Here is a 14281-nt window from a genome sequence, read left to right on the forward strand (position 1 = left end):
TCGTGCCAGCAGGTGTCCGGGCGTTCACCGCTGGTTGGCGGGCCGCGCCTTTCAGGTTTCGCGAGATGTGGCGCAGTCCCTCATGGTGGGTTGTACGGGGAACCCGAGCGCGGCGGAGCCGGGCATCGTACGCCCGTTGCGGCTCTGCGGGAGGAGGCCACTATGGGTGAACAGCAACCGCTCGCCCATGGCGAGGCATGGCGGGCCGTGGCGGCATGCTTCCTCACCACTTTCCCGCTGCTCGCGCGGCACCGGATCCATCTGCCGAAAGAACGCGTGGGAATGCGGCTGCGTTTCACCGACGGCACCTCGGCCCGGGTGTACCGGGAGACCAGCCTCGGCAGCGGCTTGGCGAAGGACCCCTGCACGCTGGTGGTCACGTTCCGGCTGCGCCTGGTACGCGGGCCCGCGCACGCGCTGTTCCGCATGGAGAGCCTGCTGAACACCCCGCTGTTCGCGGGCTTCCCCGGCTTCACCTCGAAGCTGTGGCTGGCCCACGACGAGCGCGACCGCTACCGCGGCGTGTACGAGTGGGACGGTCCGCAGCGCGCCGAACGTTACGCGCGTTCTCTGTGGCGGGTTCTGGCGCTGGTGAGCGTGCCTGGTGCGATCCGCTATGCCGTTGTACCCGGGGTGCGCCGTGACGACGTGATCGTAGACCCCGGGCTGATCGAGGCCCATGCGTCGCACGATGCCGCAGCATGGTGGCGCATACAGGCCAGGACGTGACGTGACGACAGCGGTGGACATCCTGGTCGTCGGGGCCGGTACGACCGGCCTCACTCTGGCGCTACAGGCCCATGACCACGGAGCACGGATCCGGGTCGCCGAGCGGCGTCCCGAGCCGTTCCGGCCCTCCCGCGCGCTCATCCTGCACCCACGCACCCTGGAAGTCCTGCGCCCACTCGGCGTCACGGACGCCCTGCTGGAGTTGGCGGACACCGCCCCGACAGTCGGCCTTCGTCTCGGCTCCCGCATCGTCGAAACCAGGCTCGCGGACCTCGCGCTGCCCGACACCGCGTTCCCACATCTGTCGCTCCTGCGGCAGATGGACGTCGAAAGAGTGCTGACGCAGGCGCTCGCCGACCGCGGGGTGACGGTGGAACGGGGCATCGAACTGATCACGGCCCGCGACGACGGACACAACGCGCGGGCCGTGCTGCGATCGCGGCACGGCATCGAGGAGATCCGCTGCCCCTTCGTCGTCGGCTGCGACGGCCCGGCCAGTACCGTGCGGACCTGTGCCGGCATCGGATGGCATGGCAGGCCCTACGCCGCCGAGGTGGTCCTCGCCGACCTCGACCTCGGCGGCATCTCCAGTTCTTCCGGTGCCCAGGTGTTCGCGGGGCGCCAAGGGCTGTTGTTCCTCTTCCCGCTCGGAGAACAGGCCACCTGGCGGCTGCTGGCCACGCGGGCGTCCGCCGACGATGCCGAGCAGAACTTCGGCCAGCCCGGATCCGCCGTCCCACGAGCCGAGCTCCAGCGCCTCCTGAACGACGCCGGGCTTCACGCACGGATCGAGCGTCTCGCGTGGTCCGCGCGCGTACCGCTGCAGTGCAGCCTCGCCCGGCCGTTCCGCCGGGGGCGGCTCTTCCTCGCCGGGGACGCGGCCCACAACTACTCACCGGCAACCGGCCAGGGCATGAACGCCGGCATCCAGGACGCGGTGAACCTCGGCTGGAAGATCGGCTTCGCGGCGGGCCGCTCCAGAGAGGAGTCCGCGGACGCGCTCGGTGCCGACGTGCTGCTCGACTCCTACGACAGGGAGCGCAGGCCGGCTGCCCACCGACGGCTGATCCTCACGCACACGGCGTTCTGGGCAGAGGCGTCGACCGGCCGGATCCCCTCATGGCTGCGCGCGGTGGCCGCTCCGCGCGCAGCCCCGGCCATACCCGCCCTCCTGGACCGGCGACGGCTGGTCGCCGAGGCCATCCGTCTCATCTCCCAGCTGCGGGTGAACTACCGGCGCAGCCCCCTGTCGGTGGAGGGAACACCGCGCCTGCGTGGTGCTCCTCGTCCAGGAGACCGCCTGCCGGACGCGACTGTCAGCGTCGGAGGACCTCCTGAGCGGCTGCACCAACTACTGGCCCGTCCGGGCGTGCACCTGCTGCTGCAGCGCGACGCCGACCCGCCGCCGGACGCGGTACCCGGTCCCCGGGTCACCGTCCTACGGCTGACGAACAGCCCCGGTCGCGGTCTGGTGGCCGTCCGCCCGGACGGGCATGTCGGCTTCCGGTGCGGGACCGCCGACCCGGCCGGGCTGACCGGCTGGCTCTCACTGATCGGCGCAGCGCCATCTCCATCCATCCGGCCATGAACACCAAGCGACGAAGCCCGACGGTCCTGAGCTGTCCAACGCACTGATGGGCCCGGTTGCCCGGACGTCCTTCCAGGGCGACGGTGGAGAGAGCCGGCCGAGTCAGCCAGGGAGTGGGTGCCCATGCGAGCCCTCGTCTACCACGGGCCCGGACAGATTTCCTGGGACACGGTCACGGATCCGGCGATCGAGGACCCTGCCGACGCCGTCGTACGCGTCGACGCCACCACCGTCTGCGGCACCGATCTGCACATCCTGCGCGGAGACCTGCCCGAGGTGAAGCCGGGAACAGTCCTCGGCCACGAGGCGGTCGGAGAGGTGCTGAACGTCGGCCGCGAGGTCCACTCCATCACTCCCGGCGATCAGGTGATCGTGTCGTCCGTCTCGGCCTGCGGCCGCTGTCAGTTCTGCCGGGACAGCATGTTCGGACAGTGTGGGGGCGGCGGGGGCTGGATCCTCGGGAACCTCATCAACGGAACACAGGCCGAGTTCGTACGGGTTCCGTTCGCCGACTACTCCACGCGCCGACGGCCCGGCGCTCTGGCGCTCGAGGACTCCGTCCTGCTCGCCGAAGTCCTCCCCACCGCCTACGAGGTCGGGGTGCGGAACGGACACGTGGGCCCGGGAGACACCGTCGTGGTCGTGGGCGCCGGTCCTGTCGGACTCGCCGCGGTCATCATCGCCCGGATCTACTCACCGCGGAGAATCATCGCGGTGGACTTGTCCTCCCCCCGACTGGAAGCCGCCCACCGACTGGGTGCCGACTCCGCCGAAGTGCCCGGACGGCTGATCGCCGATCTCGCCGATGGACCCGGCGCCGATGTGGTCATCGAGGCCGCCGGAGACCCGGAGGGCTTCGCCCTGTGCACACGGGTCGTACGTCCGGGTGGACACATCGCCAACATCGGCACGCACGGCAAGCCGGCCACACTTCATCTCGAAGCACTGTGGCGCAAGAACGTGACGATCAGCACCGGCCAGGTGGACACCTCCTCCACGCCGTGGCTGCTGGAGCTGGTGAGGTACGGACGCCTGCCCGTTTCCCAGCTGGTCACCCATACCTTCGGCCTCGACCGGATGGAGGACGCCTACGAGGTATTCGCACGCGGCACCGCCACAGGTGCCCTCAAAGTCGTGCTGCACCGCGAGTGACCGCCCAGCCGGCAGGAGCCCGAAGGGCCGGCCGGTCCCTCGGTCGGAACGGGCGGTCCGGCCTGATCGCGCCGGCTCACCACACCGACCAGCCGACCGCGATGGTCGGTCACGGGGAGCCCTTGGCCAGCAGATCCGACTCCGAGACGACGCCGATCACGTGGTCGTCGGCGTCGACCACCGGTACGGCGCTCACTTGCTCCCGGGTGAGTGTGTGGGCCACGTCCAGGAACGGCATTCGCCGGGGAGCGCGGTGACGGCCTCACTGGCGGCGAGTTGTGGCTGCCATCACGGACTCCAGGGAACTCGGCGGACGTTTCGCCGGTTCGCCGCCCTCGAATCGGCGGCGCCTTCTCATCGTGTGACGGGCCGGCCGGCACCACCACGGCCGAGCTCCACCTCAGGGTGCGTCGTGGTGCGGCCGGCGACCGTCTCGGACAGCACACGGCTGCACTCCCGCACCGCAGCGTCCTCGTCCAGCACACCGAGGAGCGGCGGATGCCACACGTACATGGCTCGCGGAACGGCTGCCGGGACTCGACGAAGGCGACCGCCTCCTTGAGCACTGATTACCCAGGCCGTGCAGCGCCCGGTCCACCCCTCCCAGGACGGCCGCGCATCCCCGACCCGTCTCCGCGAGTCGGCACGCCCTCGGCGTGGACGAGCCGCAGCGGCGCGCCGCGCCGACCCGCCTCGTCGGTGGCCCAGGCCGGCGGCGGCCGCTTCGAAGGATCGGGGCCGACACCCACCACGATCGGCCGACGCCCGTACACACCAGTCATGGCACCTCCAGGAGGTCTCCCCGCCGCCGTCCGTCCACTGGATACGGCGCGTTGCACGCTGGTGGAGGGTGGAAGTAGGGAGGCGGGCAAAAGGCGCCAGCCGCCCGAGCGGTAGGCCGGATCGGCCCGCAGCTGGTGAGGAGGAGGTGTGCCATGGCGAACCCGGTCGTTGTGGGAGTGGACGGCTCGCCGTCGAGCCTGGACGCCGTGGAGGTCGCGGCACACGAGGCCGGCCTGCGCGGCGTGGGGCTGCGGCTGGTGCACGCCTTCGGGTGGCCGTCGATGCACGTACCGCCCGGCGGAGCCCCGTGGAATCCGGCCGTGGCGGGGCTGCGTGAGCTGGTGGACGGCACACTGATCAAGGCCGAGCAGCGGGCCCGCAGAGCCGTGCCGCAGGTGGAGACAACGCGAGAGGTCACCGTCGGTGAGCCGCTGATGGTGCTGGAGATCGAGTCGCGGACCGCCTCGCTCGTCGTGGTCGGCAGCCGCGGGCTGGGCGCTTTCGGCAGCCTGCTGCTCGGTTCCACCGCCGTGCACCTGGCCGCGCACGGCCGCTGCCCGGTGCTGGTGGTGCGGGGCCGGCCGGACCCGAGCGGTCCTGTACTGCTGGCGGTCGACGGCGCACCGGCGGGCGAGGGAGCCGTCGAGTTCGCTTTCGCCGAGGCGTCGCTGCGCGGCGTGGACCTGGTGGCGCTGCACGTGTGGAACACGTGGAGCGAGCGGGCCTACGAGGGTACTGGTGATCCTCTGAACGTGGTGGTGGACATCGAGCGGCTCCGAGACGAGGAACAGCGGTCGCTGGACGAGAGTCTGGCCCCGTGGCAGGAGCGCCATCCCCGAATCGCCGTAGAGCGCCGTCTGGTGCGTTCCCGGGTTCGCCCGGCTCTGATCGAGGCCAGCCGCGACGCGCAGCTGGTCGTGGCCGGTGCCCGCGGCCGCGGCGGCTTCACAGGCCTACTGCTCGGCTCGGTAAGCCAGGCCCTGCTGCACCATGCGCACTGCCCCGTTGCCGTAATCCGAGGCACGGAGCGCACATGACCGCCGGGCGGCACGCGACGGATTCCGGGTGCCGCAACACGGCGGTGTCACCTGCCCTGAGCTGGGAGATATTGCAGGGACCGGCCCAGGTAGTCGGCGAGCTCGTGGACTGCTGTTCAAACTCCTCGGGCTCGGGACGCTGGCGCGCCCACTGATGCACCCGCTCGGCGGCCATCTGCGGGTCTGTGCTCTCAGTGAGCGACGAGCAGGGCGGGAAAGCCCGTGCCGCGCCCCCAGGGCCACCCACCTCGAATTGGCCTTGGTCTGCGCGGTCGGTCAGTGCCTAGCGTCTGCACCATGCGGATTCGAATCGTCGACGCCTTCACCGACCGCCCCTTCTCCGGCAATCCGGCCGGAGTCCTCCTCCTCGACGCCTTTCCCGACGACGACTGGCTGCAGAACGTGGCCCTGGAGATGAACCACGCAGAGACGGCGTTCGCCCATCGCCTCCCGGAAGGCGGCGAGGCCGACTGGGCGCTGCGCTGGTTCACCCCCGCCACCGAGGTCTCGATGTGCGGCCACGCGACACTCGCCACCGCGCACGTGCTGGCCTCCACGGGCGCCGCCACCGGCCCCGTCCGGTTCGCGACCAGGAGTGGCGTGCTCATCGCCGTCGCGAACGACGACGGGTCCATCACGCTGGACTTCCCGACCGCGCCGCTCACTCGGGTCGAGACCCCGGAGGGGGTGGCCGAGGCCCTGGGCGCCGTGCCGCTCACCACCCATGACACCGGCCCGAACGTCGGCGACCTGCTGATCGAACTCGCCGACGAGAAGACCGTCCTGGGCCTCACCCCTGACCACAGGGCCCTCGTCCGGTACTCCGAGCGCGGCATCATCGCCACCGCCCGTGCCGAGGACCCCTCCCGGGGCTACGACTTCGTGTCGCGCTGCTTCTTCCCGGGCGTGGGCATCGACGAGGACCCGGTCACCGGCAGCGCCCACACGGCCCTTGCCCCCTTCTGGTCCGAGCGCCTCGGCCGCCCCGACCTCACCGGCCTACAGGCTTCCCCCCGCTCGGGTCGTGTCCACACCAGCTTCCGCGGCGAGCGCACGTTGCTCACGGGCCACGCGGTCACCGTCCTCGAGGGCGAACTGCACGCGTGAACGCGCGCGTGGGCAGCGCACGTGAACCGCACACGTGAACAGCACAGAGGGGGCGTACGAGAATGCCGTACGCCCCCTCCCGTCAGCTCACGCCGTAGGCAGCCACCCCACCTTGCCCGCCAGCAGCGCGTACCCGACGAAAGCACCTATGTCGAGCAGCGAGTGGGCGACCACCAAGGGCCCGACGCGGCCCCACCGGCGGTACAGGAAGACGAAGACGACGCCCATCGCCATGTTGCCGATGAATCCGCCGATGCCCTGGTAGAGGTGGTACGAACCGCGCAGCACGGAGCTGGCCATCAGCGCGGTGCCCGGCGTCCAGCCCAACTGGCCCAGGCGGCGCAGCAGATACCCGACGACGATCACTTCTTCCAGCACGGCGTTCTGGATGGCGGAGAGGATCAGCACCGGGTACTTCCACCACACGTCGGGCAGCGCTTCCGGCACGACGGTGAGGTTGAAGCCGAGTCCGCGGGCCGCCAGATAGAAGGCGATCCCCGTACTGCCGATCACCGCGGCGATCACCGCGCCGCGCCCCAGATCCAGCCCCGGGCGAGTGCGGTCGAAACCGAGCGTGCGTAGCCCCCGCCCCTCACGCAGCAGAAAGTGCGCGACGAGCGCGACCGGTACCAGCGCCGTCGTGATCCCGAACAGCTGCCAGGCCAGATCGAGCCACGGACGGCCCGGTGCCTCCGAGGCGTTCAGCGTGGCCGCCTGATCCTTCAGACCCCCGGGCTTCGTGACCGATCCCACAAAGCTGATCAGCGCGGATACGCCGCTCGCCCCGAGCGAAAGCCCCAGAACGAGCAGCGTCTCATCGCGGAAAATTCGCCGCGCCGACTGCTCCGTAGGAAAAGAATCAGCCACCGGCCCCTCCTCCGCCTTCACACCTGCCTCCAGTTGAGTAATCCCGCCTCGTTCCCATCTCCGCCCCGCTAGGGTCTCGAAAGCAGTTACGAAGATCGTGCGCGACAGGCCGTTGTGGGGACGGACGCCGTACGCGGCGTACCTCCCTTTCCTGCCATGGCATACGGCCATCTCAAGGCTCAAGGCTCAACCAGGGAGGGGCACCACCGCCATGGGACGTCACAGCTTGCCCGACCGGCCTCGGCGGAGTGCACTCGCCCCCCGTCCACGCGCGCGGCGCCGCAACGCGGCGATCGTGACGGCCACCGTGCTCGCGGTGGCCGCGAGCACGGTGGCGGCCGTCCAGGGCGGACTGCTGTCCTTCGGATCCTCCTGCCAGGGCGGCGAGGTACGGGTCAGGATCGCGGCCGCCCCGGCCATCGCCCCGGCCCTCGTGTCCGCGGCCGACCACGCGCACCGCCACGAAGTGACATCCGACGGCCGCTGCCTCGATGTCCGCGTGACCGCGCGTGAGGCGTACCAGGTCGCGGACGCCCTGCGGTCGAAGGCGACGAGCGGCACCGACTTCGAGGTGTGGGTGCCCGACTCCGACCTGTGGGTGCACCAGATAACGGCGGACGCCAGGGCCGAGCCGGTGACGCAGGTGGGCAACATCGCCTCCACGCCGGTCGGCGTCGCCGTGATCCCCTCGGCCGCGAAGTCGCTGGGGTGGCCGAGCAAGACGTACACCTGGACCGAGCTGGCCGACACCGCGATGACGAGCGATCGCCTGAGGCTCGGCGCGGGCGACCCCGCGCGCAGTGCGACCGGTCTGCTCGCCCTGACCCGTCTGACCGACGCCGCCGAGCGCGCGAAGGACGGCGACACCCGGGTGGCCGCGATGACGAGGGCCCTCTCGCAGCGCACGGCCGAGACCGACCGCCGGCTCCTGGCCACCCTGCCCCGCGATCTGTCCGACACCGAACAGGGCGACCCGCAGCGCAATCAGGCACTGTTCCTCTCCGAGCAGGCGGCGTTCGCGTACAACGCGGAGGCGGACAGCGGCGACGACCTGGACCTCTTCTATCCCGAGGACGGTTCGCCACGGCTCGACTACCCGTTCGCACTCATCGACGAGAACAGGCTGACCACGGACCAGAGCCGGGCAGCGCTGCGCTTCATGACCCTGCTCGGCGAGGCCGACGGACGCGAGATCCTCGGTGGACACGGCTTCCGCACGGCGTGGGACGAGACACCGGAGGCGCTGGTCACCCAGGCGGGCGGCCGTTCCCCGCAACCGTACGGCGAGACGGCGGCCGCGCCGGCCCGGGAGAAGGATGTCCAGGAAGCCCTCGGCCTGTGGACGATCACGGTGCAGAGCGACCGGATCACCACGGTCGTCGATGCCTCCGCCTCCATGGCGAAACCGGTGCCGGGCACCGACCGGTCCCGGATGGACGTGACCAAGGCATCACTGGTGCAGGCCTTGGCCACCTTCACCGCGGACGACGAGATAGGCCTGTGGAAGTTCTCCACGAGGCTCGACGGAAACCGCGACTACCGTGTCCTCGTGCCGACCGAGCAGCTCGGTGACCGCAAGGGCGATGGCACCCAGCGGGACAAGCTGTCGGCGGCTGTCAGGGACCTGGAACCGGTCCCCGGCGGCCCCACCGGCCTCTACGACACGACGCTGGCGGCGTACCGGGAGGCCGTCGCCTCGTACGGGAAGGGGAAGTTCAACGCACTGGTGATCCTGACCGACGGGGTGAACGAGGACCCCGGCAGCATCTCGCGGTCCCGCCTCATCACCGAGCTCCGGAAGCTCACCGACCCGGACCGCCCGGTGCCGCTGATCGCGATCGCCGTGGGTCCGGACGCCGACAAGGACGAGGTCGACCAGATCGCGAAGGCGACGGGCGGCTCTGGGCACCAGATCAGCGACCCCGCCCAGATCCACTCGGTGATCCTCAAGGCCATCGTGCAGGCGGCCCGGCAGAGTTGACCCAGAGGCGATCAAGAGGCGATCAAGAGGTGATCAGCCCAGCGGTCGCCGGCTCCGGTAACCCCACCGGCCAGGTGTGCACCGGCTCACCGAGGTGCATCAGCTCGCAGTAACGCTTGGTCGTGGCGGCCAGCGCGGCATCCCGTTCCATACCCTTGTCCAGCGCCCGGTGGAACGTTCGGGACTGCCAGGCCGCCCCGTTGATCCGCCGTTTGCACCGCTCCTCGATCACGCCGAGGTAGAGGTCCCGGTCGGCCGGCTCGACGCCCCACGCCTCCAGGCCCGCCGCCGCGAGCGGCAGCAGCTCGTCCCGCACCAGTTGCACCGCGGGCACCCGAGTCGTCCCGCCGTACCGGCCGCGTCGGGGCCACTCCAGTTGCGCGTCGATGCCGTACCGGCACGCGTGGTCGAAGTTGGCGGCGGCGGCCTCGAAGGGCAGCCGAGTCCACACGGGACGGGCCTCCTCGGAGAGGGCGCGCACGAGTCCGTAGTAGAAGGCAGCGTTGGCGATGACGTCCGTGATGGTGGGGCCGGCGGGCAGCACGCGGTTCTCGACCCGCAGATGCGGGACGCCGTCGTCGATGCCGTACACGGGGCGGTTCCAGCGGTAAATGGTGCCGTTGTGCAGCACGAGCTCGCCGAGCCGGGGTGTGCCGCCGTCGTCCAGGACGGGGAGCGGATCCTCGTCGTCGCAGATCGGCAGCAGCGCGGGGAAGTACCGCAGATTCTCCTCGAAGAGGTCGTACGCAGACGAGATCCACCGCTCCCCGAACCAGGTGCGCGGGCGGACGCCCTGGGCCTGCAGCTCGGGCGGACGGGTGTCGGTGGACTGCAGGAACAGCGGCGGCCGCGACTCTCTCCAGAGCTCACGGCCGAACAGGAACGGCGAGTTGGCGCCGACCGCGATCTGTGCGGCGGCGATGGACTGCGCGGCGTTCCACACGTCGGCGAAGCGGCCGGGCGTGACCTGGAGGTGCAGTTGCACGGAGGTGCAGGCGGCTTCCGGAGCGATGGACGCCGACGTACAGCTCAGCCGTTCGACGCCGTCGATGTCCAGGACGAAGTCCTCGCCGCGTGCCGCCACGATCTGGTCGTTGAGCAGGGTGTAGCGCTCCACGTCGGAGAGGTTCGCGGAGATCAGGTCGTCGCGTGCGAGCGTCGGCAGAATGCCGATCATCACGATTCCCGCGTCGACCTCGTTCGCTTTCCGATGGGCGTACGCGAGTGAGGTGCGCAACTCCTCGGCGAGCCGGTCGAAAACCCGGCCACCCAATCGATGTGGGGCAATGTTGACTTCCAGATTGAACATGGCGAGTTCTGTTTGGAAATCCCGGCTCGCGATGCGTTCCAGTACTTGCGCGTTCATCATTCGCGGCATGCCGTCGGGGCCCGCGAGATTGAGCTCGATCTCCAGGCCCATGAGATTCTTGGGGCGGTCGAACCGCTTCTCCGTCAGCAGCCGCGCGAGCCCCGCCAGGCACTGCTGGAGCTTGCTGCGGTAGCGCTGCCGATCGGACAGACCGAACGGCCCTGCCACCACCTTCTCCCCCATCGAAGCGTCCTCCTCGCGTGGGCAGCCCGACGAACCGGCCGCTGGTGTCCCGGGGTCACGAGGGATGATGCCCAGGCAATGTGATCGATAACGCCCCGGGCAGCCCCTCCAGGCGCTACGCTGGACCCGGTTTGCCCAGGAGGCACATTCACGCGGCATGGGGCAGGGCGCAGTTTTACCGAGTGGCGATCTCGCCTCTGACGAACTGCGTTGTCGTGAAAAACGCCGACGACATTCGGCCGACCGTTTCGGAGACGTATTCCGAGGTCACCGCCGGGTTCCCACGGAGAATCGGGACCAAACACACCTATCGGCGTCCAAATTGCCTCTTGCCCTTAATGTGCGGAACAGCTAGCCGAAACACGTTCTGAACACGTGTCGTATAAACTCCGCGAACGAGGCAGAGAGTTGGCGCTCGCGGTCGTGGATCCTGCCGTCACAGTGACGTCAATCGCCGAAGGGCGAGCCGCGGGGCGTCTGATGCGTACGGTCGCAAGGCGACGGAAGGTCCTTGATGCGCCGAACCGGGTCGAACATCGTCGAGACCGGGGAAGAGCCGCCAGGGTTTGCCGCCACCACGGCGAGCGTGCGCACCGGGCGCCGCGCGACAGGCGGAGCGGTGACCACGGGATCCGGACCCCCGCCCCTCTGACCCGAGAGCTGACAGCGTCGTCCGCCCCCGCCCTCGCGCCCCTTTTGCCTGTCGAATGAGAGGCGACCCACCATGCCGCTGCATGTCCCCCCTGCTCCCGCGCCCGCTTTGCGCACCGTCCTCACGGCCCTCGGTTCACCCACCGCCGTTCGCGAGGCACGCACGCCGTCCCTGCGCAGCGCCACCGGACCCGCGACTCCCGATCTCCCGCTGCCCGTCCATGTGCTCGACCGGATCAACCCGGCCGGCACGCCGGCCACCCGCCTAGCCGGGTGGCGCTTCCTCATCCGCTGCGGTGAACGTGCCGTGGCCGCCGCCGAGACCAGGCTCACCCCCGACGGCTGGGCCTTCTCGCACTTCTTCGAGGGCCCGTACGTCACCGCCACCGAACGCGCGCTGCGCCAGGCCGAGACCATGACGCAGTCGTACCAGGCGCGCCTGCTCTCCGTACCCGAGCTCTACATGCTCACACTCTGGCTGCACGGCGACTGCACCGCCGACAGCACCGAAGGCCACCCCGCCGCCACCGATCTGCTGGTACCCCTGGCGCCCGCCCCGCCCGGCATCGCGGCCCATCGCCCGCACCGGGTGGCCGAGCTGCTGCCCGTACTGAACGACCGGCTCACACCCGCCCCCGCTTCCGCCGCCGCCCCGCTGCTCGGCTCACCCGCCTGAGCGCACCACGGTTTCCGTGCCCCGCGGCCCCACCCCGGCCGTGGGGCACGCCGCTGAGCGCAGTGACGCCATGGGGACGCAGCGCACCCCCGGCCCGACCGGACTAGCCCCATCCGGCCACCCCGAACCACCCGAAGAGACGGGACTGTGGGAATGAACCGCCCGCACGGGTGATGCGTCATCAACCTGTGAGAAGTGCTGACGCGAAATCCCTGCGGATTCGATGCCCGTGGGGCAACACTGGGTTCCGGACCATCCGAAACGGGGGGCGGCCATGAGCAGTACGAGCCGCAGCACAGACACCACGACGATCGACGTTCTCACTACACAGCGAAAGATCCCATCCATGTGCCAGCACCAGCCACCGTGCCCGTCAGCCGACTCCGCCGACCGGGAGGCAGCGCTCCTCGTGGCGCACCACCCGGAGCAGGGATGGAGCCTGCTGTGCAACGGAGTCCTGCTCTTCGAGGACACCGGTGAGCTCCTGCCGGACGGCCGGATCATCGCCCCGCACCGCCCGCCGGGCGCCGGGCCGGTGATGACGGCCGCCTGAGGCGCTCGGCACACCAGGGCGACGCCAGTCAGCCGCCCGAACGCATGAGGGGGCCGGCCCGGGACATCCCGGAACCGGCCCCGAAGTGTGTCCGGGCGTGATTACTCTTCGTAGTCACAGCGCAGCCCTCCGGCCCGGAGTGCCGCGACGCGGGCTCTGAGTCGCGGCCGGGGTGCCTCGACTCAGAGCCTGCGCCAGCGGGCCATGACGAAGGAGAACACGCCGAACAGGACAAGTCCGACCGCGACGCCCGCCAGCAGCCACGGCCCCATCGGCGTCTCGGTGAACGAACGAAGCGTGTCGTCCACTCCCTTGGCCTTGTCCGGTTGGTAGTCGACGGCCGCGCGGAGCGCGAAGGCCCCGGCCGCCGCGAACACCAGGCCGCGCGCCGCCCCGCCCGCGACACCCGCCGTGTCGGCCAACCCGCGTACGCGCCGTGACATTTGACTGAGCATCAGGTGCTTTCGGTACCTGCGGCTCACCGCCGCGAAACCCATCCACACACCGGCACACACCACGGCCACGCCGGCCACGCCCATGACCCACTGTCCCCCGGGCAGGTCCAGGACCCTCGCCGTCACGTCCTGGGAGCGCCCGTCGCTCGAACCGCCCCCACTCCCGCTCCCGCTCCCGCGGGCGCCCGCCGCGAACGTGAGCACCGAGTGGGCGACGAACCCGTAGAAGAGGCAACGGGCCGCCGACGACAGCCGTTTCTTCCAAGAACGGCCGTCCGGGCCCGCCGCCCCGAAGCACGCTTCGGACAGCCGCCAGAGCGCCATTCCGACCAGCCCGACGCCCAGAGCCCAGAGCAGGACGGCCCCGAAGGGCTGCTCCGAGACCTCCGCGAGCGCTCCCGACTGATCCGCCTGCCGTTCGCCGCCGCCGAAGGCAAGTTGCAGCGCCAGCATGCCGACCAGCAGGTAGATGACACCGCGCGCGGTGAATCCCGCTCGGGCGGCGCCCTCGGCCAGCGAGCCCGCCGCCCGGCGGGTCGCGGCCCGGTTGCTCCCTATCGACGTGATCGACCTGATCGAGGTGCTTAAAGTACTCAAAGTGCTCGAACTGCTCGAACTGCTCGACGTACGCGCTCCCATCGCGGCCTCCCCCGTCCAAGTGCCCATGCTGGGGCGTACGACACCGGGCCACCGCGCTTTACCCCATCACCGTGTCCTGACCGCGGAAGCGGGCGCCGCCAAACGGGTCATTATTCGTACTGCAATCACTCGAAGGGCCCATGAAGTAGCTCGACTGCGGCGCCCTCCGGTGGTGAGGAGCCGCGATCCCGCTGAGGGTGATCACGTCGCTACTGCGATTCCGATGAGCCGGCGTCGGGCCGGCCATCGCAGTCGCGGCGAAAGGAATACCCCCCATGCGCATTACGCGGACCCTGTTCGCCTCCGCCGCAATCGCCGCGGCCGTCGCCATCTCGGCCCCCGCCGCGAGCGCCCTGACGGCGGCTGAGCTCCGGACGACGGAAGACAGCTCTTCCTACGGCAGCGACGAGCACGACAAGTTCAAGGAGGAAGAGAAGCACGACTTCGGCAAGGAGAAGGACGACCACGGCAAGGACAAGCCCAAGGGCGGCGTCCACGCCGGCGGCGGAGC

At 70.2% G+C, this 14281-nt stretch carries 12 protein-coding genes and 1 pseudogene; 9 read left to right on the plus strand and 4 right to left on the minus strand.

Annotated elements, in window-relative coordinates:
- Nucleotides 1-162 precede the first annotated feature (162 nt).
- The 3 genes from FGD71_RS45675 (at nt 163) to FGD71_RS45685 (ending at nt 3469) form a co-directional block, all read left to right on the plus strand.
- The gene (locus tag FGD71_RS45675) at nt 163-729 is read left to right on the plus strand and encodes a hypothetical protein (RefSeq protein WP_119106527.1); all 567 of its coding nucleotides are present in this window, start codon (nt 163-165) and stop codon (nt 727-729) included.
- 1 nt (nt 730) lies between these two features.
- Nucleotides 731-2317 (plus strand): FAD-dependent monooxygenase, encoded by a 1587-nt coding sequence (locus FGD71_RS45680; RefSeq protein ID WP_240437083.1) that lies wholly within the window; start codon nt 731-733, stop codon nt 2315-2317.
- Between the two features lie 123 nt (nt 2318-2440).
- On the plus strand, nt 2441-3469 hold the full coding sequence (locus FGD71_RS45685; RefSeq protein WP_119106529.1) for an alcohol dehydrogenase catalytic domain-containing protein: 1029 nt from the start codon (nt 2441-2443) through the stop codon (nt 3467-3469).
- 109 nt (nt 3470-3578) lie between these two features.
- On the opposite strand, the gene FGD71_RS45690 is transcribed toward FGD71_RS45685, so the two are convergent.
- A complete protein-coding gene (locus FGD71_RS45690; protein WP_119106530.1) occupies nt 3579-3707 on the minus strand; it encodes a CBS domain-containing protein in 129 nt (42 codons plus the stop codon).
- A 697-nt stretch (nt 3708-4404) separates the two neighbouring features.
- Between FGD71_RS45690 and FGD71_RS45700 the strand changes: the two genes are divergently transcribed.
- Both FGD71_RS45700 and FGD71_RS45705 read left to right on the plus strand, forming a co-directional pair.
- Nucleotides 4405-5289: a universal stress protein gene (locus tag FGD71_RS45700; RefSeq protein ID WP_119106531.1), complete on the plus strand. Its 885-nt coding sequence runs from the start codon at nt 4405-4407 to the stop codon at nt 5287-5289.
- 297 nt (nt 5290-5586) lie between these two features.
- Nucleotides 5587-6396 (plus strand): PhzF family phenazine biosynthesis protein, encoded by an 810-nt coding sequence (locus FGD71_RS45705; RefSeq protein WP_119106532.1) that lies wholly within the window; start codon nt 5587-5589, stop codon nt 6394-6396.
- A gap of 87 nt (nt 6397-6483) precedes the next feature.
- Here FGD71_RS45705 and FGD71_RS45710 read toward each other — a convergent pair whose 3' ends face one another.
- Nucleotides 6484-7284, minus strand: coding sequence for a CPBP family intramembrane glutamic endopeptidase (locus FGD71_RS45710; RefSeq protein ID WP_119106533.1), 801 nt, complete (start codon nt 7282-7284; stop codon nt 6484-6486).
- A 190-nt stretch (nt 7285-7474) separates the two neighbouring features.
- Here FGD71_RS45710 and FGD71_RS45715 point away from each other — a divergent pair, with 190 nt between their 5' ends.
- Nucleotides 7475-9244, plus strand: coding sequence for a substrate-binding and VWA domain-containing protein (locus tag FGD71_RS45715; RefSeq protein WP_119106534.1), 1770 nt, complete (start codon nt 7475-7477; stop codon nt 9242-9244).
- A gap of 22 nt (nt 9245-9266) precedes the next feature.
- Here FGD71_RS45715 and FGD71_RS45720 read toward each other — a convergent pair whose 3' ends face one another.
- The gene (locus FGD71_RS45720; protein ID WP_119106535.1) at nt 9267-10796 is read right to left on the minus strand and encodes a glutamate-cysteine ligase family protein; all 1530 of its coding nucleotides are present in this window, start codon (nt 10794-10796) and stop codon (nt 9267-9269) included.
- A gap of 724 nt (nt 10797-11520) precedes the next feature.
- Between FGD71_RS45720 and FGD71_RS45725 the strand changes: the two genes are divergently transcribed.
- Nucleotides 11521-12123 (plus strand): hypothetical protein, encoded by a 603-nt coding sequence (locus FGD71_RS45725; protein WP_119106536.1) that lies wholly within the window; start codon nt 11521-11523, stop codon nt 12121-12123.
- 346 nt (nt 12124-12469) lie between these two features.
- Nucleotides 12470-12676 (plus strand): DUF5999 family protein, encoded by a 207-nt coding sequence (locus FGD71_RS45730; protein WP_119106537.1) that lies wholly within the window; start codon nt 12470-12472, stop codon nt 12674-12676.
- 182 nt (nt 12677-12858) lie between these two features.
- Here FGD71_RS45730 and FGD71_RS45735 read toward each other — a convergent pair whose 3' ends face one another.
- On the minus strand, nt 12859-13647 hold the full coding sequence (locus FGD71_RS45735) for a DUF1206 domain-containing protein (RefSeq protein WP_420878410.1): 789 nt from the start codon (nt 13645-13647) through the stop codon (nt 12859-12861).
- A gap of 398 nt (nt 13648-14045) precedes the next feature.
- On the opposite strand from FGD71_RS45735, the pseudogene FGD71_RS45740 reads away from it, so the two are divergent.
- A pseudogene (locus FGD71_RS45740) lies at nt 14046-14281 on the plus strand (hypothetical protein); the annotation flags it as partial.

This window comes from Streptomyces sporangiiformans, assembly GCF_005768555.2.
Taxonomy (GTDB): Bacteria; Actinomycetota; Actinomycetes; order Streptomycetales; family Streptomycetaceae; genus Streptomyces; species Streptomyces sporangiiformans.

Coding starts and splice junctions, on each gene's coding strand:
- FGD71_RS45675 (WP_119106527.1), top strand. CDS start 163: ATGGGTGAACAGCAACCGCTCGCCCATGGCGAGGCATGGCGGGCCGTG.
- FGD71_RS45685 (WP_119106529.1), top strand. CDS start 2,441: ATGCGAGCCCTCGTCTACCACGGGCCCGGACAGATTTCCTGGGACACG.
- FGD71_RS45690 (WP_119106530.1), bottom strand. CDS start 3,707: ATGCCGTTCCTGGACGTGGCCCACACACTCACCCGGGAGCAAGTGAGC.
- FGD71_RS45700 (WP_119106531.1), top strand. CDS start 4,405: ATGGCGAACCCGGTCGTTGTGGGAGTGGACGGCTCGCCGTCGAGCCTG.
- FGD71_RS45705 (WP_119106532.1), top strand. CDS start 5,587: ATGCGGATTCGAATCGTCGACGCCTTCACCGACCGCCCCTTCTCCGGC.
- FGD71_RS45715 (WP_119106534.1), top strand. CDS start 7,475: ATGGGACGTCACAGCTTGCCCGACCGGCCTCGGCGGAGTGCACTCGCC.
- FGD71_RS45720 (WP_119106535.1), bottom strand. CDS start 10,796: ATGGGGGAGAAGGTGGTGGCAGGGCCGTTCGGTCTGTCCGATCGGCAG.
- FGD71_RS45725 (WP_119106536.1), top strand. CDS start 11,521: ATGCCGCTGCATGTCCCCCCTGCTCCCGCGCCCGCTTTGCGCACCGTC.
- FGD71_RS45730 (WP_119106537.1), top strand. CDS start 12,470: ATGTGCCAGCACCAGCCACCGTGCCCGTCAGCCGACTCCGCCGACCGG.